The 19,950-nt window shown below is 65.2% G+C and carries 23 protein-coding genes and 2 tRNA genes; 12 read left to right on the forward strand and 13 right to left on the reverse strand.

Annotated features, from left to right (window positions below; genetic code table 11):
• The first annotated feature begins 6 nt into the window (after positions 1-6).
• Positions 7-840 carry an ABC transporter permease gene (locus tag EN857_RS04295; RefSeq protein ID WP_128346405.1) on the forward strand — a complete coding sequence of 278 codons (834 nt, stop codon included), beginning with the start codon at positions 7-9 and terminating at the stop codon, positions 838-840.
• A gap of 2 nt (positions 841-842) precedes the next feature.
• Entirely contained in the window at positions 843-1,646 is an 804-nt protein-coding gene (locus tag EN857_RS04300) for an ABC transporter permease (RefSeq protein WP_127393267.1), read from the forward strand.
• A 127-nt stretch (positions 1,647-1,773) separates the two neighbouring features.
• Here the strand turns inward: EN857_RS04300 and EN857_RS04305 are convergent, their stop codons facing one another.
• Complete coding sequence (locus EN857_RS04305; protein WP_127287233.1) at positions 1,774-2,133, reverse strand: metalloregulator ArsR/SmtB family transcription factor; 360 nt, start codon at positions 2,131-2,133, stop codon at positions 1,774-1,776.
• Between the two features lie 437 nt (positions 2,134-2,570).
• On the opposite strand from EN857_RS04305, the gene EN857_RS04310 reads away from it, so the two are divergent.
• The 3 genes from EN857_RS04310 to EN857_RS04320 all read left to right on the forward strand — a co-directional run bounded on the left by EN857_RS04310 (position 2,571) and on the right by EN857_RS04320 (position 4,231).
• The gene (locus EN857_RS04310; RefSeq protein ID WP_127393266.1) at positions 2,571-2,828 is read left to right on the forward strand and encodes a DUF982 domain-containing protein; all 258 of its coding nucleotides are present in this window, start codon (positions 2,571-2,573) and stop codon (positions 2,826-2,828) included.
• A 562-nt stretch (positions 2,829-3,390) separates the two neighbouring features.
• On the forward strand, positions 3,391-3,744 hold the full coding sequence (locus tag EN857_RS04315; RefSeq protein ID WP_127393265.1) for a hypothetical protein: 354 nt from the start codon (positions 3,391-3,393) through the stop codon (positions 3,742-3,744).
• A 175-nt stretch (positions 3,745-3,919) separates the two neighbouring features.
• Positions 3,920-4,231 (forward strand): hypothetical protein, encoded by a 312-nt coding sequence (locus EN857_RS04320; RefSeq protein ID WP_127285783.1) that lies wholly within the window; start codon positions 3,920-3,922, stop codon positions 4,229-4,231.
• A gap of 54 nt (positions 4,232-4,285) precedes the next feature.
• On the opposite strand, the gene EN857_RS04325 is transcribed toward EN857_RS04320, so the two are convergent.
• A tRNA-Arg gene (locus EN857_RS04325) sits at positions 4,286-4,362 on the reverse strand.
• Between the two features lie 58 nt (positions 4,363-4,420).
• Entirely contained in the window at positions 4,421-4,726 is a 306-nt protein-coding gene (locus tag EN857_RS04330; RefSeq protein WP_127285784.1) for an ETC complex I subunit, read from the reverse strand.
• Positions 4,727-4,973: 247 nt separating this feature from the next.
• On the opposite strand from EN857_RS04330, the gene EN857_RS36130 reads away from it, so the two are divergent.
• The 3 genes from EN857_RS36130 (at position 4,974) to EN857_RS04345 (ending at position 7,481) form a co-directional block, all read left to right on the forward strand.
• Entirely contained in the window at positions 4,974-5,948 is a 975-nt protein-coding gene (locus EN857_RS36130) for an NAD(P)H-dependent oxidoreductase (protein WP_127393264.1), read from the forward strand.
• Positions 5,949-6,065: 117 nt separating this feature from the next.
• Positions 6,066-7,235 carry an NAD(P)/FAD-dependent oxidoreductase gene (locus EN857_RS04340; RefSeq protein ID WP_245493387.1) on the forward strand — a complete coding sequence of 390 codons (1,170 nt, stop codon included), beginning with the start codon at positions 6,066-6,068 and terminating at the stop codon, positions 7,233-7,235.
• Positions 7,236-7,404: 169 nt separating this feature from the next.
• A tRNA-Pro gene (locus EN857_RS04345) sits at positions 7,405-7,481 on the forward strand.
• A gap of 286 nt (positions 7,482-7,767) precedes the next feature.
• On the opposite strand, the gene EN857_RS04350 is transcribed toward EN857_RS04345, so the two are convergent.
• The 5 genes from EN857_RS04350 to EN857_RS04370 all read right to left on the reverse strand — a co-directional run bounded on the left by EN857_RS04350 (position 7,768) and on the right by EN857_RS04370 (position 10,973).
• The gene (locus EN857_RS04350) at positions 7,768-8,190 is read right to left on the reverse strand and encodes a type II toxin-antitoxin system VapC family toxin (protein WP_127391665.1); all 423 of its coding nucleotides are present in this window, start codon (positions 8,188-8,190) and stop codon (positions 7,768-7,770) included.
• A complete protein-coding gene (locus EN857_RS04355) occupies positions 8,187-8,441 on the reverse strand; it encodes an Arc family DNA-binding protein (RefSeq protein ID WP_127391664.1) in 255 nt (84 codons plus the stop codon). Before EN857_RS04355 ends, EN857_RS04350 begins: the two co-directional genes overlap by 4 nt.
• A gap of 89 nt (positions 8,442-8,530) precedes the next feature.
• On the reverse strand, positions 8,531-9,235 hold the full coding sequence (gene hdaA, locus EN857_RS04360) for a DnaA regulatory inactivator HdaA (protein WP_127285790.1): 705 nt from the start codon (positions 9,233-9,235) through the stop codon (positions 8,531-8,533).
• A 6-nt stretch (positions 9,236-9,241) separates the two neighbouring features.
• Positions 9,242-10,444: an AI-2E family transporter gene (locus EN857_RS04365; RefSeq protein WP_127391663.1), complete on the reverse strand. Its 1,203-nt coding sequence runs from the start codon at positions 10,442-10,444 to the stop codon at positions 9,242-9,244.
• Positions 10,416-10,973 carry a CDP-alcohol phosphatidyltransferase family protein gene (locus EN857_RS04370; RefSeq protein ID WP_127285792.1) on the reverse strand — a complete coding sequence of 186 codons (558 nt, stop codon included), beginning with the start codon at positions 10,971-10,973 and terminating at the stop codon, positions 10,416-10,418. Before EN857_RS04370 ends, EN857_RS04365 begins: the two co-directional genes overlap by 29 nt.
• A gap of 421 nt (positions 10,974-11,394) precedes the next feature.
• Here EN857_RS04370 and purM point away from each other — a divergent pair, with 421 nt between their 5' ends.
• Genes purM through EN857_RS04390 form a run of 4 tightly spaced genes read left to right on the forward strand, consistent with a single transcriptional unit; the run spans position 11,395 to position 13,907 of the window.
• The gene (gene purM / locus EN857_RS04375; protein ID WP_127391662.1) at positions 11,395-12,474 is read left to right on the forward strand and encodes a phosphoribosylformylglycinamidine cyclo-ligase; all 1,080 of its coding nucleotides are present in this window, start codon (positions 11,395-11,397) and stop codon (positions 12,472-12,474) included.
• A complete protein-coding gene (gene purN / locus EN857_RS04380) occupies positions 12,471-13,178 on the forward strand; it encodes a phosphoribosylglycinamide formyltransferase (RefSeq protein WP_127311098.1) in 708 nt (235 codons plus the stop codon). The genes purM and purN overlap by 4 nt, the downstream gene beginning before the upstream one ends.
• 3 nt (positions 13,179-13,181) lie before the next feature.
• A complete protein-coding gene (locus EN857_RS04385) occupies positions 13,182-13,361 on the forward strand; it encodes a type II toxin-antitoxin system RelE/ParE family toxin (RefSeq protein ID WP_127391667.1) in 180 nt (59 codons plus the stop codon).
• Between the two features lie 27 nt (positions 13,362-13,388).
• Positions 13,389-13,907 (forward strand): histidine phosphatase family protein, encoded by a 519-nt coding sequence (locus tag EN857_RS04390; protein ID WP_127391661.1) that lies wholly within the window; start codon positions 13,389-13,391, stop codon positions 13,905-13,907.
• A gap of 190 nt (positions 13,908-14,097) precedes the next feature.
• On the opposite strand, the gene dapB is transcribed toward EN857_RS04390, so the two are convergent.
• From dapB to EN857_RS04415, 5 genes are all read right to left on the reverse strand, one after another.
• Positions 14,098-14,865 carry a 4-hydroxy-tetrahydrodipicolinate reductase gene (gene dapB / locus EN857_RS04395; protein WP_127391660.1) on the reverse strand — a complete coding sequence of 256 codons (768 nt, stop codon included), beginning with the start codon at positions 14,863-14,865 and terminating at the stop codon, positions 14,098-14,100.
• A 63-nt stretch (positions 14,866-14,928) separates the two neighbouring features.
• On the reverse strand, positions 14,929-15,738 hold the full coding sequence (locus EN857_RS04400) for an agmatinase family protein (RefSeq protein ID WP_127391659.1): 810 nt from the start codon (positions 15,736-15,738) through the stop codon (positions 14,929-14,931).
• Positions 15,739-15,828: 90 nt separating this feature from the next.
• Positions 15,829-17,949 (reverse strand): molybdopterin oxidoreductase family protein, encoded by a 2,121-nt coding sequence (locus tag EN857_RS04405; protein WP_135858036.1) that lies wholly within the window; start codon positions 17,947-17,949, stop codon positions 15,829-15,831.
• Positions 17,950-18,311: 362 nt separating this feature from the next.
• Positions 18,312-19,454 (reverse strand): FAD/NAD(P)-binding oxidoreductase, encoded by a 1,143-nt coding sequence (locus tag EN857_RS04410; RefSeq protein WP_127393846.1) that lies wholly within the window; start codon positions 19,452-19,454, stop codon positions 18,312-18,314.
• Positions 19,455-19,505: 51 nt separating this feature from the next.
• Positions 19,506-19,934, reverse strand: a complete 429-nt coding sequence (locus EN857_RS04415; protein WP_135858039.1) for a hypothetical protein — start codon at positions 19,932-19,934, stop codon at positions 19,506-19,508.
• Positions 19,935-19,950 lie beyond the last annotated feature (16 nt).

Below are 19,950 nucleotides of genomic sequence, written 5' to 3' on the forward strand. Positions count from 1 at the left end.
GCTGACATGAGAGGCACCCTCTCCGACAGGACGGGCGCGGCGCTGTTGATGGCGCCGCTGCTCCTGTTCCTGATCCTTGCCTATGCCTGGCCGTTTCTCGGCGTGGTGAAGTGGAGCTTCACTCTGCCTACGCCGGGGCTCGGCCAATATGGCGCGCTCGCGACCGATCCGCTGGTGCAGTCGGTGTTTGTCCGCACGCTGCGCATCGCGCTCATCGTCACGCTGGTGTCGGTCACCGCCGCCTATGCCATCACCGTGGTGTGGGTGCGCGGCAGTCCGGCGCAGCGCGTGCTCGCCGAATTCTGCATCCTGGTGCCGTTCTGGATCTCGGTGCTGACGCGCGCCTTCGGCTGGGTGGCGCTGCTCTCCAACCGCGGCCTGATCAACACCTGGCTGCAGTCGGTGGGCTTCATTTCCGAGCCGCTCACGCTGGTGCGCAACGAATTCGGCGTCATTGTCGGCATGACGCATTTCCTCATCCCCTTCGCGGTGTTTCCGCTGGCGTCCGCCATGCGCAGCCTCGACGAGCGCGTGCTGCTCGCGGCGCGCGGGCTGGGCTCCAGCCGCATGCGTACCTTCTGGACGGTGTTCGTGCCGATGACGCGCTCCGGCATCATCGGCTCGGCGATCATCGTCTTCGTCTTCTCGCTGGGCTTCTTCGTCACGCCGGCGATCCTCGGCGGCGGCCGCAGCGTGATGATCGCCGAGCTGATTTATCTGCGCATCTTCCAGAGCCCGGACTGGGGACTGGGCGCGGCGATCAGCGTCGTGCTGGTGCTGTTCGTCGGCGCGCTGATGGCGCTCCTGTTCCGCTACGTCAAACCGAAGCAGCTGGTGTAGCGATGCCGACCTATCGTCCCGGTCCCGTCTCGCTCATCCTCGCCGTGCTGGTGGCGCTGTTCCTGCTGCTGCCGCTGCTTGCCGTCATCCCGGTGTCGCTGACGCCGAGCCGGATGCTGGCAATGCCGTCGGGCGAGCTGTCGCTGCGCCACTACCGATCGCTCTACGAGGATCCGCGCTGGATCGACGCCATCCTGCTGTCGATCCGGATCGGCGTGGTCAGCAGCGCCATCTCGACCGTGCTGGCGCTCTGTTTCAGCCTTGGGGTGTGGATGTTCCAGCCGCGCTTCACAGCCGCACTCGTCGGCTTCGTGCTGTTGCCGATGGTGGTGCCGCCGGTGGTGTCGGCGATCACGCTCTACTTCCTGCTGACCTCGATCTCGGGGGCGAGCTCGTTCTTCGGCTACGACACCTGGCTCGGCGTCGCGATGGCGCATTCGGTGATGACGGTGCCCTTCGCGACGGTGCTGATTCTGGTCTCGCTCAGCCAGCTCGACCGCCGCATCGACCTCGCCGCGCGCGGCCTCGGCGCCAGCGTGTGGGAGCGCGCGACGCGTATCATCATGCCCAACATCAAGTTCGGCATCGTCACCGCCGCGCTGCTCTCCTTCGTGCTGTCCTGGGAGGAGATCGGCGTGACGCTGTTCATCACCTCGGTCAACGCGATCACGCTGCCTCGCCTGATGTGGATGGGACTGCGCGACAACATCGATCCGGCGATCGCCGCGCTCTCGGTGATCCTGATCATCATCACCGTGCTGGTGCTTGCGGTGAGGAGCGTGGTGACCAGGCGCGCAGCGCCGTAGAGCGATTCACCGCTTCACGGAAACAGGGCAAAAGGCAGACACGACATCGGCACCGGCCTGGAAGGCCGGTGCCCTGTCACGGGATCGACAGGCTGCCGGGCGCGGCGGGAGCGCCAGGCGTGCCTATTCAGGCCGCCTGCGGCCGGCGCTGCCTTTCGGCCACGTACTGCCGGTGCTGGCCGGCGAGCGGTCGCTCGGTCGCCAGCAGGCCATCCAACAAGGCGAGCAGCTCGCGCGCCGCGGCCGACTTGCAGGAGTAATAGACCATCTGCCGGTCGCGGCGGGTTTCGACCAGGCCAAACCTGCGCAGCTTAGCAAGATGCTGCGACAGGGCAGACTGGCTGAGGTCGACCTTCTCGGCGAGAGTGCCGACCGAGAGTTCGCCCGCAGCCAGATAGTTCATGATCATAAGCCGCTTCCCGTTGCCCATCACGGTCAGAAATGCGGCCGCGGTTTCGGCGTTGGAAGTGAGTTCCTTCGAGACCATCGATTTCCCCATACTTCGTGCTCTTCCGAAGCCACGGGGGCAATGGCATCAGACATCCAGAGCGTTACCTGAGCGAACCATCCCGACGGTATCGGAACGGAGCTCTGCTTCTTGTTTGACCATGATCCTTCTCGAAGAATCGGTTGCCACCATTCGGGATCATGGCCGGGACGACCCACGCGCCTTGGAAAGCGGCGCAAGCCGGCGCAGATTCGCAAACTTCCGAACCCGCGCCGCCAAGAAGTACCAGCACGGCGCTCTTTCAGCAACAATATAACGATTTTTTGCGCGTGGTCGCAGCGCCCTCACCGCTCCGAGACGGTGAAGCAAGGGCCGGATGCATCGGCAATGGCGACCTCACGGGCTGTTGAGAAGGGCAATGAAACCTCGCGGCCGTTCCCGCGTTTTGGATGGTTGAAGGCAGTGAGGGTTCCAACATGACCCAGGGTTGGTTTTCGAGGCCGGTCACGGTTTCGGTGGGCGTCGCGGGCGCGATCAGGCACATTTCGAGCGCACAGCAGGCGGTCGAGCTGCTGGCGGGTCAGTGGCGGGACGCCGGCAGCGCGCTGCACGGCTCGGCGCTGCGCGCCTGCCGCAGGGCGATGAGTGGCGAGGTTCCGGCCGACGCCGCCCGGGACGCGTTCATCGGCGCCGCGCGCGAGGCGCATGTGCTGGTGGAGCACGCGTCGGAATGATGGTGCCCGGGCGGGATGGACAGGTCCATCCGTTCGGGCTTCAGATCCCGAACATCAGGGTCGCATAGACTATCGGGCCTGCGATCAGGCAGACAGCCATCGCGATCAGCACGGCTATAGCGAAGCGCTCCGCGCGTCTGACACGGTTCGCGACCTCATCGTCGTCGGTTGAGATGAGATCGAGGATCGAAAAAACTCGGGGGGCAGTATGGTTGTCGTTTGCGGGTCGGCCTGCTTCGTCATGCAGGTTCAGTCTGCTTGGGCTAGAGGTCACATTCGTCTCGCTATTCGAATACGCCACACCGCTTGCCGCTGGTGGCGATGCCAATCGGCGCCCGCTATGTCAAGAAGAACTTACGGACATCCGGTGACTACGACAGGCCTTGCCGCAGCCGCTCACCAACTCGCGACCGCGAAATTGGTTGCCGGTCGCGGCCCAATGCGCTCGGCGATCAGGCTTTGGTCCGACCCAGTCCGAGCGAGACTGTCACGGTGATGGAACCCTTGACGGCGGGAACCATATTCCGACGCCGGCCGTTGACCGACGCGAAGGAGAAAACCAATGGCCGAAACAGACGACCAATCCTCGACACCCAAAATGACCCAACGCGAGGCTCAGGAGGCACTCGAAAAGCAGGTCGCGCAGTTGAAGCGCGAGATCAACAAGATCAATCGAACATTGTCCGAGCGCGCCGAAGAGGCTCTGGAGGAGGCCAATGGCTGGTATGACAGCGCGACTGATCGTGCCAGCCGGACCGCTCAGGCACTTCGCAGCAGAGCGCAGTCGGTTTCCGGAGTGGTCCAGGAAAATCCGGGCACGGTCTCGACCGCCTTCGTTCTGGGCGGCATGATCGGCCTGATGCTTGGGCTCATCCTTACCGGTGCGGACGATCCCCGCCGCGGGCGCTGGCTCTAGGTCCGCCTGGATCGCGCTCGGCGCGTGGCCCTGCCGCGCATCATATTAGCAGGAAACGATATGTTAACGGCTGTCATGCAGCCTTTGCGCGTGGAGGAAGGGCAATGCCCTCCTCATCGACGTTCCAACGTGCGCCCTCGAGCGCCGGGACGTTCGACCAATGCGGAGCAAACGCATGAGTGTCGAAACAGCTCTGGAACAATTGCTGCGGTTGATTCATCGCCGGGCCATGAGACTAGCGGCTTTGCCGGATGACGAGAGGGATCTGCACTACGATCTCATCCGCCTGTCTTGTTGCAAGGCGGCCGAGCATATTGGGCAAAGTCCGGACGAGGCAGCCATCACCGCAAACGACATGGTCGAGTTCGTTCGCGCGCTGGTCGGGATCATCGAAGTGGGGCGCGGACATGACCGGCGCGAAGCGCCGATCGGTCGCCGGCCGGCACAGCAGTTCGCCGGCCTGGGGAACGGCGCCGCACGCACTTAGGCCGGCGCTTCAGCCTCGCCAGCCCCGCCAAACAGTCAACAAAATCGGAGATATTGGCGATCCCGGCAGGATTCGAACCTGCGACCATCGGCTTAGAAGGCCGGTGCTCTATCCAGCTGAGCTACGGGACCGCTGGCCGGCGATGCCGGCTTTCTGCTTCTCGGCCGGGCGCGCCGCCCGGCTTGCCGGTCAGTGCGTCCAGGGCGTCCTGCGGTCATAGCGGAAATTCTCCGCGTAGGAAATCTGCCGGCGCTTGGTCTCCTTCGGCTCCTCGACGCGGTAGGCGAGGCCTTCCTTTTCGGCATAGGCCACGGCTTCTTCCCTGGTGTCGAAGGTCAGCCTGACCTGGCTCAGCATGTCGCCCGAGGTGGTGTAGCCCATCAGCGGGTCGATCTTCTTGCGCTGCGCGGGATCGAATTCCAGAACCCAGTGACCGGTCTTGGCCTTGCCTGACTGCATCGCGGTTTTGGCTGGGCTGAAAATGCGCGCGGACATGTCCACCTCGTTGTTGCGGGCCGGCGGCAGCGCCACCTTTCGCCTGTCATTACTGTGCAACGGCGCCGACGGCAAGGCCAACGGCCGCCGGGCGGGGGCGTCAGCCGGCGCGTCGGAACCTCGCCGAGGCCTGGGCATTATCCAAAACATCAGGCGACCTGTCTCGCGAGCGGGACGAATTCCGCCGCCGGCGCCCCGCGCCGGCACCCAGGCAAACGCAGCCGTTCCAACAGCCCAGACACGCATCATGAACAATGCAGCCCAAACCCGCGCAATCCAGCTCGCCGTCATCGTCGGCAGCCTTCGCGCCCAGTCCTACAGCCGCAAGATCGCCAGGGCACTGGCCGCCCGCGCGCCTGACTCGATGCGCTGCCGCTTCATCGAGATCGGCGACCTGCCGCTCTACAACGAGGACCTCGAGGGCGAAGATCCGCCGCGCGCATGGTCGACATTCCGCGCGGAAATCCGCAGCGCCGATGCGGTGCTCTTCGTCACGCCGGAATATAACCGCTCGATCCCCGGCTGCCTGAAGAACGCGCTGGATGTGGGCTCGCGCCCGTCAGGCAAGAGCGTGTTCAAAGGCCTGCCGGCCGGGGTCGTCAGCGTCACACCGAACAAGCTTGGAGCGTTTGGCGCCAACCATGCGCTGCGCCAGACCTTCGTCTTTCTCGACATGCCGGTGATGCAGCAGCCGGAAGCCTATATCAGCACCGTCGCCGACCTGCTGGACGACAAGGGCGGGGTGAAGAGCAGCGAAACCGCTGGATCCCTGGAGAAATTCATGAGCGCCCTGGAGGACTGGATCCGAACCATCCGGCCAGACGATGCCTCCTTCGAAGCGTTCATGCGGCAGCGTGAGAAGATCGCCGAAGACTATGTCAACGGCGACGCGAAATCGCTCGAGGCGATCGTCACCCACGCGGAACCGGCGACTTTCTTCTCGCCGCGGGGCGATCATCTCCAGGGCGCCAACGCCGTCGCGAGCCGTTACGAGCGCGACGCGCGCAGCTTCCATGAAGGCGGCAGCACCGATCTCGAGGTGCTGCAATCTTCGGCGAGCGGCGGCCTGGCGTTCTGGACCGGCCTGCAGCACGCAGAGGCGCGCATGGGCAAGAATGGCGAGACCACGGCGATGACCTTGCGGGTGACCGAGGTGTTCCGCTTCGAGGACGGCGCGTTCAGGCTCGTGCACCGCCATGCCGACCCGGCGAAGGCCGGATAGACCCGCGACATAACGCCGGCGGCTTTGCAACCGCGGCATCTTCCCATTGCGCTGCAAGCGGCATATGTCGGATACAACGCCGTGTCAGACAGGGTGATGACGGCGACAAACAAGGACATGGACGCGGAAACCTTGCAGGCTCAGGCCGGCCGACCGGAGACCTTCGACGGCGCGATCGTGATCGGCGCCGGCGCGGCCGGGCTCAGCGTCGCCCTGGCGCTCATCGAGGCCGGCGTGGCAACGCAGGTGCTGGAGCGGGAGAGCCGGCTGGCCGAACCCTGGCACCGTCGGCACGAAAACCTGCACCTCAACACCCATCGCGATCTTTCTTCCCTGCCCGGCGTCGCCTACCCCGCCGGCACGCCCGCCTTTCCGCACCGCACCACGGTGATCAGCCATCTCAACGAATTCGCCGAGACGCACGGGCTGCCGGTCGAATTCGGCGTCGTCGTCGAGGAAGTGACCTTCAACGGCGATCACTGGACGGTCAGGACAACCGCCGGGCCGCGGCTTGCGCGCCATGTCGTGATCGCTACAGGTCGCGACCGGCATCCGTTCATTCCCGCCTGGAAAGGCATGAAGGACTTTGCCGGGCGCATCGTCCATTCGGCCGATTTCGGCGCGGCGAAGGACTATGAGGACAAGACGGTGCTGGTGGTGGGCGCCGGCAATTCGGGCTTCGACGCGCTCAATCACCTTTCCGGCGTCAAGGCCGGACAGATGTGGCTTGCCGCCCGCAACGGCCCCTCGCTCTTGCCCAAGCGCATCGGCCAGATCGCAGTGCACCGTTTTTCGCCTTTCATGGCGCGGCTGCCCGTGAGGCTGGCCGACTGGGCGATGGCGCTGACCCAACGCCTCGTCTTCGGTGACCTGCGCAAATTCGGCCTGCCGTCGTCACGCGTGGGCGGCGCCAGCCGACTGGGCTCCGACTACACCGCGATCGCCTCCGATGACGGCGCCGTCGATGCCATCAAGGCCGGCCGTGTCATCGTGGTTCCGCAGATCAGGGAATTCACCCGCGACGGCGTCATCCTCGACAACGGCCAGACGATCACCCCCGACATCGTCATCGCCGCAACCGGCTACCGCACCGGGCTGGAGCCGATGGTGGGCTCGCTCGGCGTGCTCGACGCCAAGGGCGTGCCGCTGTTCAACGGCGCCGACAGCGACCCGAGACTGCCGGGCCTTTGGTTCACCGGCATGCGGCCGAGCATCCGCGGCTGCTTTGCCAATGCCCGCATCCAGGGCGCCGCGATCGCCCGTGAGATCGCCAGGCGACGACGCTGAGCGCAAATCGCTCATTTCTGCATGAAGGCGGCGAAGTTCTCCCTCGTCGACGGCAGCCAGGCTTTCGTCATTCGTCAGCACTTCGTGCCCGATGAACGATACAGCGCTTCGTTTTTCTCGTTTCGTGGGTTGCCTTCGCGGGTCTGGAACCTTATACGCCGCAGGGCCTCGGAGTGTAGCGCAGCCTGGTAGCGCATCTGGTTTGGGACCAGAGGGTCGGGAGTTCGAATCTCTCCACTCCGACCATTTTTCTCCCCGTCCCTGAACACCCGAGTTCCGGCGAATGCGCGCACGGGGTGCCCCTGGCGTCTGTCACAGATACTTTTATCGGCTGCCCCGATGGACCACGTAATGATCCATATATGACGATGCAGACGATATCTCTGGAAGGCAAGCTCGCCGGGCGAGAACCCCAACCGCCTTACACCCGGCGAGCCCACAACCCGATCTGGAACGCGATCGGGGCCGGGATCAGCCGGCAAACTGGATGTTGCAAGATGGATGCCGGCGGCCTTGTCCCGAAATGGGACAGTTAAGTGGCGCTTTCCCATGGATTGACGACGGGTATGCCCGCCGCGTGAAAGGCCGACACGTCACGTGAAGCGACGCGGAAGCCTTTGGCGGCGGCGATAGCCGCTATGTAGCCGTCGGGTATAGGAAACCCCTTGCCCGCGGCTCTGGCCTTTGGGGCAAGGCCGGCATACTGCCTCGCTGCCTGCGCATCGAATGGCAGAACGCGCTGTTCGAACACCGCGCGTATGCCAGCAAAGGCCTCAGCCAGGGCATTCTTGCGGCGCCCCGCAGCCATCACCTCGATGCCGAACAGCACCTCAGCGAGAGTCACGCTGGAAATATACAATGTTTCAGCAGCCTGATCGTCCAGCCATGCCAGAACCGCCGGATGGGGCTGTGGCCTCATCACCTCCGAAACGACATTGGTGTCCAGGACGATCATTCGAATCTCAGAGGCTCGGCCGGGCTTTTATCGCGGACCTGCTCCAAGGCATCTACATCCTCACCTTTTACCCCGGCGCGGCGGGCGATGTCGGACAGCAAAGCGCCCAGCTTCACACGCCCTTCCGGCCGCACGGCGTTTTCGAGTATGGCTCGAATCTCCGCTTCCGTGCTTCGGCCGTGGACGGCGGCCTGCACGCGCAGAGCACGGTGGGTTTCTTCCGGAATATTTCTGATCGTCACAGATGGCATTGATATCATCCCGATGTCATTGACATCATATCACCAGATGTCTCTGATGTCACTGGCTCTGACGTCACCTGCTGGCTACCGGACAAGGCCTAAATCTCGAACTCGCCCTGCCCTTCGTCCATGGCGCTGACGGTTTCGGCGGCGAGCGCCCTGGTGATCGGCGTCTTGCGCTCCAGCGCTGCGCGGTCGAGGCGTTCCACCACGCGCATGGCGGTGGCCAGCGAGCGCTCGATGCGCCTGACCAGATATTGCACGACATGCGGCTCGACCTCGACCTGGCGGTCAGCGAAAAGCTTTGTGATGACGCCGGCGAGCAGCAGATCGTCGGGTTCGTGGATCTCCACGGTCGCTGCGGCCTTCAGCCGCGAGATGAGGTCGGGCAGCGCGACACCCCAGGCCGAGGGAAAGCGCCTGGCCGTCAGCAGTAGAGAGGAGCCGGCGCCACGGACGGCGTTGATGAGGTGGAACAGGCCAGTCTCGTCGACGGGGTGCTTGTCGATGTCGTCGATGAGGACGGGCATCTCCCCAAGATCGGCGATGCACTGTTCGATGCGTCCGGCATCGACCCTTAGCGCGCCGGCGCGGGCCAGCCAGATCGAGGCCAGATGCGTCTTGCCGGAGCCCGCCGGCCCGGCCAGCACCACGACCGGCGACGGCCAGTCGGGCCATCGGTCGACCAGCGCCACCGCCTGGGCGTTGGTCGAAGACACCACGAGCTCGTCGCGCGAGTAGCCGGTGCCGTGGCCGAGATCGAGCGGCAACTGGCGCGGCGGATCGGTTCTGTCAGCGGCCATGGCGTGTCAGCCGCGCGGCTTGGCGGCCCGGCGGCGGTTCGCCGGCAGCGGCGGTATGGGCTCGGTCGCGTGACCCTTGTAGAGCGGCGATTCGAGATAGCGGGCAATGGCGAAGCGCACCAGCACGGCGACCGCCGCCGAAGCTGGCACCGCGATCAGCAGGCCGACAAAGCCGAACAGCGCGCCGAAGGCGAACAGCGCGAACATCAGCCAGACCGGATGCAGGCCGACGCTTTTGCCCACCAGCCTCGGCTGCAGAATGTTGCCCTCGATGAATTGGCCGACGAAAAACACGCAAGCCACCGCAACGATCATCACCCAGTCCGGCCAGAACTGGACAAAGGCGACGCCGACCGCGAGCACCAGCCCGGTCAGCGAGCCGACATAGGGGATGAAGGAGATCAGCCCGGCGAAGAGGCCGATGAGGATCGCGAAGTTGAGGCCGGCCAAAGTCAGGCCCGTGGCGTACATGGCGCCGAGCACCAGGCAGAGCGTGCCCTGGCCGCGCACGAAGCCGGCGGTCGCGGTGTTGATGTCGCGGGCGATCGTCCGCACCGTCTCGACATAGTCGCGCGGCACCCAGCTGTCGACCTCGGCCACCATGCGGTCCCAGTCGAGCAGCATGTAGAAGGCGACGACCGGCGTCACCACGAACAGGCTGACCACCGAGACCAGCGCCACGCCGGAGCTCCAGATCGACGTGAAGACGGTGGTGAGCAGGCCAAAGCCGGAAGTGAGCAGCGAGTTCAGCCCGTCGCGCAAGCTGTTGGCGTTGACGCCAAATCTCTGCTCCAGCCATTTCGGGTCGAAGCTGGTGATCAATGCCTGCAGGCGGGTGAGATATTCCGGCAGCTTGCCGGCGAAATCGGCCATTTGCGTCGCCAGCACCGGCACCAGGATGACGAAGGCGAGCACAAGCACGACGATGAAGGCGATCAGGATGACCACCGTCGCCATCAGCCGGGAGAGGCCGAGGCGCTGCAGCCGGTCTGCGACCGGGTCGAGGAAATAGGCGAGCACCATGCCGGCGACGAAGGGCAGAAGGATGCTGGAGAAGACGTAGAGGAACAGGGCGAGCAGGACGGCGGTGCCCAGCCAGAAGAATATCTGGCGGCGGAACGCCGAGGACGCGGCTTCGCCGGCCGCCGCTGCCTCGGCGGCCGCCGCGATGGATCCTTGGTCAGGAGTCCGGTTTGGAGCCTTCGCCATAGCCGCTCATATGCCTCAACCAGGTCACGAGATAGGCCGCGGCCGAAGCCACGGTCAAGACCCCGGACAGCAATATGAGCGCCGGCCTCAGCGGGTCGAAGTGGATCGAAATAGCCAATTCGCCAAGCACCACCGCCGCCAGGATGATCTGGATGGCGGTGTTGGCCTTGGATATCAGGAGCGGTTTCATCTCGACCGGATGCGCCATTACCGTCGACAGAAGCACGGCGCAGACGATCAGCGCGTCGCGCGAGACCATGGTGACGACCAGCCACAGCGGCAACTCGCCGATGAAGCCCATGACCACGAACGCCGAGACCAGCAGCAGCTTGTCAGCCATCGGGTCGAGATAGGCGCCGAGTTTCGAAAACTGGTTGAAGCGGCGAGCGATGAAGCCGTCGACGCCATCGGAGATGCCGGCGACGAGGAAGCCGGCAAAAGCCCAGTCCCAGCGCGCCTGCAGCATGGCCAACACCACGGCGGGCACGAGAACCAGGCGCATGATCGTAATCATGTTGGGGATGGTCAAACGTCTGCCCCGTCGTGGCTTGTTGGGAGATAGATGATGGAGATGGGAGGTGGGCGCAAGGACCGAGCGCCTCATTCTCCCACACGGTCGATTGGCGAAAGCGGCGATGACGATCGAACTCCCCCCTTGCGGGGGAGATGCCTGGCAAGGCAGAGGGGGTGCTGTCCCGCCGACGTATCGGCCATTGCTCAACGGGCACCAACTGATCGTTCGAAGGTCGCGATCCTCCACACCCCCTCTGTCCTGCCGGACATCTCCGCAAGGAGGAGATCAGCTGTCGCCTCGGACTTGGCCAGTCGCCAGCGCTGTTGCAACCATTGCTGTCCACGGTTTTGTCGCCCGGGAGGGCCGTCATCCTTGCTCCCCGAAACCATTCATGCGAAGAGCCCGCAAGCACAGTGGAAACAGCGACGAGCCGGATATGACCAAGCGCGACACAGCCAAGCGCAAGAACGGGCTCACCTATGCCGAGGCGGGTGTCGATATCGATGCCGGCAATCTGATGGTGGAGAAGATCAAGCCGCTGGTGCGCGCCACGCGCCGGCCGGGCGCCGATGGCGAGATCGGCGGCTTCGGCGGGCTGTTCGACCTCAAAGCCGCCGGCTTCTCCGATCCGGTGCTGGTCGCCGCCAATGACGGCGTCGGCACCAAGCTCAAGATCGCCATCGACGCCGGCAAACACGACACGATCGGTATCGACCTCGTTGCCATGTGCGTCAACGACATCGTCGTGCAGGGCGCCGAGCCGCTGTTCTTCCTCGACTATTTCGCCACCGGCAAGCTCGACCCCGACCAGGGGGCGGCGATCGTCGGCGGCATCGCGCAAGGCTGCCGGCAGGCCGGCTGCGCCCTGATCGGCGGCGAGACGGCCGAGATGCCCGGCATGTATCACGGCAAGGATTACGACCTCGCCGGTTTCGCCGTCGGCGCCGCCGAGCGCGGCCAGCTGCTGCCCACCGACGACATCGTCGAGGGCGACGTGCTCCTGGGTCTCGCCTCGTCCGGCCTGCATTCCAACGGCTATTCCCTGGTTCGCCGTATCGTTGCCGCCAGCGGCCTCGCCTGGAGCGACCCGGCACCGTTCAACGACGAGGCGACGCTTGCCGAAGCACTGCTCGAGCCGACGCGCATCTATGTGAAGTCGATCCTGAAGGCGATCCGCAATACGCATGGCATCAAGGCGCTGGCCCATATCACCGGCGGCGGCTTTCCCGAGAACATTCCGCGCGTGCTGCCGAAGGACTTTTCCGCCGAGCTCGACCTCAACGCCATCGAGGTGCCGCCGGTGTTCGCGTGGCTGGCCAAGACCGGCGGCGTGGCGCCGGAAGAGATGATGCGCACCTTCAATTGCGGCATCGGCATGATCCTCGCCGTGGCCTCCGGCCAGGCGGCACAAGTGGCTGCTGTGCTGCAGGAGGCCGGCGAGACGGTGACGCCGATCGGCCGCATCGTGCCACGCCGCGACGCCGGCGTCATCTACCGGGGGTCGATCGGCCTATGAGCAGGAAACGCACCGTCGTTCTGATCTCCGGGCGCGGCTCCAACATGACGGCGCTGATCGCGGCGGCGAGCGACCCAGCCTATCCGGCCGAGATCGTCGGCGTCATCTCCGACCGGGCGAACGCTGCCGGCCTCGCCATCGCGGCCGCGCGCGGCATCGCCACCAAGGTGATCCAGCGCTCGGATTATGGCAGCAAGGAAGCGCATGACGGCGCGATCGATGCCGCCCTTGCCGGCTTCGGCGCCGAAATCGTCGCGCTGGCCGGCTACATGCGCATCCTGGGTGGCCGCTTCGTCGAGAAATGGCTGGGGCGGGTGGTCAACATCCACCCTGCCCTTTTGCCTGCCTTCAAGGGCCTGGATACGCATGCCCGCGCCCTGCGCGCCGGCGTTCGCATCCATGGCTGCTCGGTGCATTTCGTGACGCTCGACATGGATGACGGCCCGATCATCGCGCAGGCCGCCGTGCCGGTGATGGTCGGCGACAATGAGGATACGCTCGCCGCCCGCGTGCTCAAGGCCGAGCACCGGCTCTACCCGCTGGCGCTTGGGCTGGTCGCCGAAGGCAAGGCGCGCATGGAGAAGGGCCACACCGTGCTCGCCCATTTCGCCGACGATGCCGACAACGGCACCTCCGTGGTGATGGCGCCCGACCCGCTGCGCGAGGAAAGCGATCTCGAGCAGTTGGCGCGGATCACGCCGTAAGGGATTGAGGCCGGTAGCAAATATTGCCACTTTTCCGAGTCCGGACCGCGACGACCTGACGTTGGTGCCGACACCCGAGCGCCGAGCGTCGGCAACTATCTCATACTCTATCGCCTCGCCAAGGAACGGATTGAGATCGTGTGTATCGTGCATGGCGCACGCGACATCTCGACGTTATTTTGAAAGGCAGTGGCGACAGGGAATGGTGATATGGCGAAAGCAAGACAACTCCTCGTCCTGCGCCACGCCAAGTCGAGCTGGGACGATGCCAAGCTTGCCGATTTCGACCGGCCGCTCGGCCCGCGCGGGCTGAAGACGGCGCCGCTGATGGGACGGGAGCTTTCCCGGCGCGGCTGGTTGCCGGATCTGGCGCTGGTGTCTGCCGCGCTGCGCACGCGCGACACATGGCGGCTGGTCGCGGCCGAACTGCCAAGAAACGTGCCGGCGGAATTCACCGATGCGCTCTACGAGGCAGTGGCAGAGGATGTGTTGGCCGTGGTGCGCAAGGCCAGCGCGGCAAGTCTCTTGCTGCTCGGCCACAATCCCGGGCTGGAGGAGTTCGCGCGCCGGCTCGCCAGTTCGAGGTCAGATGCCCAGGCGCTGAGGAAGCTCAAGGAGAAATTCCCGACGGCGGCACTGGCCCGTTTTGTCCTCGATGGAGACTGGGCGGATCTCGGCTTCGGTGGCGCGCGGCTGACGCATTGCATCAGGCCGAAAGAGCTGAGCTAGCGGCCTCCACGGCAGCGCGACCCTTGGCGCGCGCGGAGCCCAAAGACAAAATCCGACCAAAGCGATAGCGCCGAACCTTGCCGATTTGATTCAGGCTTGCGCAAAGGCGAAGCGGGCACAAGCCCGCCGCCTCGGGGAACAATCTTGGCGAAAATCGTCGATGACGGCCAATCCCTCGACTGAGGCAGTTTCAACGCCGCAACACGTCGCGCATGTCGTATTCGCCGGGTGGCTGTCCGGCGACCCAGAGGGCGGCGGCGATGGCGCCGCGGGCGAACATCGAGCGATCGCCCGCCGAATGCGACAGCGTCAGCACCTCGCCGTCGGCGAGGAAGTTGACGCTGTGCTCGCCGACGATGCTGCCGCCGCGCATCACTGCGAAGCCGATCTCGCCGGGCGGACGCGGACCGGTGACACCGTCGCGGCCGTGTCGCGCGACGTCTTCCAGCGTAATGCCCCGCCCCTGTGCGGCCGCCTCGCCCAGCATCAGCGCCGTGCCCGAGGGCGCATCCACCTTCGCGCGATGATGCGCCTCGAAGATCTCGATGTCGCAGTCGTCGGGGCTGAGCGCGCGCGCCGCCTGCTCGACCAGCCCGGTCAGCACGTTGAGGCCAAGCGAGTAACTGCCGGAACGCACGATGGCGACCGTCTTCGCGGCGGCGGCAATGGCGGCAAGCTCGGTGGCGTCGAAGCCGGTCGAGCCGATCACCAGCGCCGGGCCGCCACGCACGGCGCAAGCCGCGGCAAGTTCAGCCGACGCAGCCGGCGTGGTGAAATCGACGATGACGTCGGCAAGCGCCAGCGCCTCGTCGCGCTCGACCAGCCCCTCCCCGGCGGAACCGGAGCGATGGAAGCGGGCCGCGAGTTCGAGGCGCGGATCGGCCGCCACGGTTTCCACCATCTGCCGGCCCATGCGGCCCAGCGCGCCGGCTATGGCGATCCTGAGCGGCTTCGGCATTGCGGCTCCAATGGGAAAGACGAGTCGGAACAAGCAGCTGGAACAACGTCTTGCAAGATTGATTTACCCAACGGGCGCGCCATTCGTCTGCAGCATCATGCCGGCGATCTCCTTCACCAGCTTGGCGGCGACCAGAGCGGTCTGGTTCGAGAGATCCTGGCTCGCATTGTATTCAACGACATCGGCGGCGACGATCGGCTGGTCTATTCCCTGGATCAGGCCGATCACCTGGCGGGTGGTGAAGCCGCCTGGTTCGCGATGGGAAATGCCGGGAGCGAAGGCCGGATCGAGAGCGTCGATATCCATCGAGACATAGACGGGCGTCTTGAGGTCAAGCCGCAGCCCTTCCTTGAAATGCCGCATCTCCACCACCTCGACATCGAAGCGCCTGAACTGGTCGCGGTGGTGGTCGTTGATGGTGCGCAGGCCGATCTGGATCAGCCGGTCGGCAAGCCGCTCCTCCATGATGCGCGCGAAGGGCGAGGTGTGCGAGCGCGGATTGTCGCCATAGGCATGGTAGATGTCGGGATGGGCATCGATATGCAGGATCGTCAGGCTGGGATGACGGCGCCGTACCGCGCGCAGCACCGGCCAGGAGATCGCATGGTCGCCGCCGAGCGAGATCAGCGGATGGCCGGCATCCAGCGCGCGGCCGACTTCGCTTTCGATCCGCTCCCACGGATCGCCGGGCTGCGTGAAATCGACGTCGCCGTGATCGATGAAGCGGTCGCTGAGGTCAAAGCCGGTTTCCGACCATGAACTGTAGGCATCGCTGGCGAGTTCGCGCCGGATCAGCGGCGGCGCTTCGGCCGCACCGCGCAGCCAGGACGAATTCCCGTCATGCGGAATGCCCAGAAGCGATATCTTGCTCACGACATCCTCCCTCGTCGCAACAGACAGGGCGTCTCTATAGACGCGGGAGCTGGCGGCCGCGACGGCAAGCGCTTGGTCCAGATCGCGGGATCAAACGCCAAGCTCTTGCGGCTTGCGCAGCCATACCTTGTTGTCGTGCAGCGCGGCACCGCCATAGGGCGCCGGCGCGTCGGCGCCGGTCAGCACGTTGATGCCCTCGCCGCGTTCATGCGCGCTGTTCGGCCAGATGCCCTCGGCGATCACCACACCGCGCCTGATGCCATCGAACAACTTGGCGTGCAGCACCAGCTCGCCGCGCTGGTTGCCGACCTCGACGCGGCTGCCATCGGCAAGCCCGAGTTCGGCGGCATCGTCGGGATGCAGCAGCAGCACCGGCCTGCCCTCCTTTTCCTTCGACACGGGCGTCTCGGCGAAGGTCGAATTGAGGAAATTGCGCGCCGGCGAAGTGGTCAGCCGGAACGGATGGGCTTCGTCCGCCACCTCGATCAGTTCGACATGGTCGGGGAATTCCGGCAGCTGTTCCACCGGTCCGAACAGCCCCATGCTCCTCGGCGGCCGGTTGGGCGCCGCCTGCCCGGACCAGTCGGGACGGAAGCGGAACTTTCCGTCCGGATGGCCAAAGCCGTCGATGAAATGCGCCGCCTCGAAATCCGGCGGCATATCGATCCACTTCTGTTCGCCCAGGCTGTCGAAGCTGCCCAGCCCGCGCTTGCCGAGGATGATGTCGATATGCTCCTTCTCGGTGAGGCCGAAGCCCGGCCTGTCGGAGACGCCGAGCCGCTTCGCCAGTTCCTCGATGACAAAATGGTTGGTGCGCGGCCCTTCCGGCGGATCGATCAGCTTCGGGCCGAGCGTGATGTGCTGGTTGCCGCCGCCCTTGTAGATGTCGTCATGCTCGAGGAACATCGTCGCCGGCAGGACGACATCGGCGAGCCTGGCGGTGTCGGTCATGAACTGCTCGTGCACGCAGGTGAACAGGTCGTCGCGCAAAAAGCCCTGCTTCACCAGCCGCTGCTCGGGCGCGACATTGACCGGATTGGTGTTCTGGATGAGCAGCGCCGTCACCAGCGGACCGCCATAGAGCGCGTCCGCGGCCCCTGTCAGCACCGGGCCGATGCGCGAATGGTCGAGATGGCGCACGTTCGGGTCGCGCAGCGCGGTGCCTTCGAGAAGATCCTGGTTCAGCTTGAAGATGCCTGAATTGGAATGGAAGGCGCCGCCGCCCTCATATTGCCAGGCGCCGGTGACGGCGGCGATCGAGGCCGCCGCGTGCATGTTGACCGAGCCGTTGCGCTGGCGCGAGAAGCCGTAGCCGAGACGGAAATAGGTCTTCTTCGTCGTGCCGACGAGATGCGCGAAGGTCTCGATCTCGGCAACGCTCAATCCTGTGATCGCGGCCGCCCAGTCCGGCGTGCGGGTGCGAAGGTGCTCCTCCAGCCCGCGCGGATCGTCGGTGTATTTGTCGAGATAGGCGTGGTCGGCGAAGCCGTCCCGGAACAGCACATGCATGACCGCGCAGGCCAGCGCGCCATCGGTGCCGGGCTTGAGCACCAGGCCGAGATCGGCCTGCTTCATCGTCGCGTTCTCATAGACGTCGATGACGACGATCTTGGCCTTGCGTTCCTTGCGGGCCTTGATCGCGTGGGTCATGACGTTGACCTGCGTCACCACGGCATTGGTGCCCCAGATCACGACGCAGTCGGACTTGGCCATCTCGCGCGGATCGGGACCGCGTAGCGCGCCTGCTCCAACCATCCAGCCGGTCCGGGCGAGGTTGGTGCAGATCGAGCCGAAGAAGCCGGAGTACTTCTTCGCGTGGCGCAGCCGGTGGATGCCGTCGCGCTGCACCAGCCCCATCGTGCCGGCATAATAGTAGGGCCAGACCGTCTCCGAGCTGTACGTCTCCTCGGCCTTGATGAACTTCTCGGCGACGAGGTCGAGCGCCGCTTCCCAGCTGGACTCCTTCCAGGTGCCGTCGCCCTTGGCGCCCGCCCTGACCAGTGGCTTCAGCAGGCGGTCGGGGTGGTGGACGCGGTCGGCATAGCGGGCGACCTTGGCGCAGATGACGCCCGCCGTGTAGCTGTTGGCCTTGGCGCCATAGACGCGGCCGATGCGGTTGCTATCGAGCAGCTCGACCTCGAGGGCGCAAGTGGACGGGCAGTCGTGCGGACAGGCCGAATGGCCGATCCTGAGCTTGGCGTGCTGGTTCATGCGGGTTGTCTAGCGGGATTCAGGCTCGGCGTGTAGGTCCAGATCGGGCGCGAGTTGGCACTGTTCTGCCAAGATGTGCTGCGCAGTGAGGTTGCGGGAGTAGGTTTTTTTGCGCGGCATTGAAACCGCCAATCTCCCCCCTCGTGGGGGAGATGTCCGGCAGGACAAAGGGGGGCGTGAAGGATCGCCAACCTCTGAGTTCATTCGGTAGCGAAACACTATGGGACTTCGCTGTTTGGCTGAGAGGCCGGCGGGACAGCGCCCCCCTCTGCCCTACCGGGCATCTCCCCCACTTGGGGGGAGATTGGCCGTCGCTGCGGGTTTCGCCAATCGCCAACCTCGGGGATTGGCGCAACGCCTCCTCACATCCCGAACCAGCGCGCGCGGCGGCTGGAGCCGAAATGCTCCTTGTCGGCTCTGAGCGCCAGCGAGGCTTCGTGGTAGGTGCCTGTCGGTTTCGGACCGGAGAAGAAGTCCACCTCGACCTTGCCGATGCGGCCGCCACCGAATTCGATATAGCAGGTGCCGAAGCCATCATATTGCTTTGCCGTGCCGCTGTTGGAGAGCTTCACGATCAGGTCGCTGGCGACGGCGCGCGCCGCGCCTTCGGCGAAGACGCCGGCCTTCGGCGTGCCGGTGTTGGCGCCGTCGCCCACGGCGTAGACGCCGGCATAGTTGGTCTCCAGCGTCCTCGGATTGACCGTGATCCAGCCATTCTCGGTCATGCCGCTGGCAATGACCACGTCGGGCACGCGATGCTTGGGCACGCCGAGGAACAGGTCGAACTGCATCTCTACCCCGTCGTCAAGGATCGCGACCTTGCGCGCATTGTCGATCGACGCGACGCGGCGGCCTGGAATGAAGCCGATGTTTCGCTCGACGAAGGCGGAGACGAGGGCGCGCGAAGTCTCCGGCGACGGCGGCACCGGACTCGGCAAAGGCAGCACGAAATTGATCTCGCAGGCTTCGCGCACGCCGCGCTTGACCAGGTAGTCGTGCAGCATCAGCGCGCATTCGCTGGGCGCCGGCGGGCATTTGTAGGGCGCGCCGCAGACCCCGACCAGCGCCCTCCCCCTGGTGAAGGTGGGCAGCACGTCGCGCAGCCGTTCGGCGCCGGCGACGGTGTAGAATTCGTTGGCGCCGGCGAGCCCTGGCGTGGCGTCGAAATCGTAATCGGCGCCGAGCGCCACGACGAGGAAATCGGCCTCGTGGACGCCGGCATCGGTGGTGACGCGCCGCCGCTCGGGGTCGATCGCGGTGACCGTCTGCCTGAGCAGGCGCACGCCGGGCTTGGCATAGTTCGAGTAAGGCAGGCGCACCTGATCCGCCGTCTTGTGGCCGAACATGACGTCGAGCTTGGAAAAGCCAAAGACGAAGCCGTCGCTCTTGTCGATCAAGGTGACGTCGATGCCGGCGCCGAAGGTCTCGGACAGCAGGCTGGTGAGCTCGAGGCCGCCAAAGCCCGCCCCAAGGACGAGGACGCGCGGCTTGCTGGAAGTGTTCATGTTACCCTCTCATTTGTTGCTTGGAATGACGCGCGTCGTAGTCAAATTTCCCTAGGACCAGTGCCTCAACGTGGCGGTGTCCTCGGCGAAGATCACGCCGAAGAAGCCGTCGATCATCTTCAGCGTGTCGGCATCGCTCATGCCGGGCAGCGCCGGGAAATCGCCCTCCAGATCCACCTTGGTCCTGCCGCCCATCGGCGTGTAGCTGTGGGTGAACCGCGCGCCGTCGAAGGCGCCGCCGGTCAGCCTGGTCTCGATGCCGCGCGGCGGATCGAGCGTATGCTCGACCTGCATGGCGAAGGTGGTTCCGTCGGGATTATAGACCTCGGCGTCCAGGGTGACGACATTGCCGGCCACGCCGGCGAGCCGGTGGCTCTTGAAGGCCAGATGCCGGTGGTTGCCGGCGCTCATATATTGGAACAGCAGCTCCGGCGTGGCGTCGAAGACGGCGATGGCGGGCTTCACGTAATGCACGGTCATGGCGGTCTGCTCCTGC

The organism is Mesorhizobium sp. M4B.F.Ca.ET.214.01.1.1, from assembly GCF_004791545.1.
GTDB classification, from domain to species: Bacteria; Pseudomonadota; Alphaproteobacteria; order Rhizobiales; family Rhizobiaceae; genus Mesorhizobium; species Mesorhizobium abyssinicae.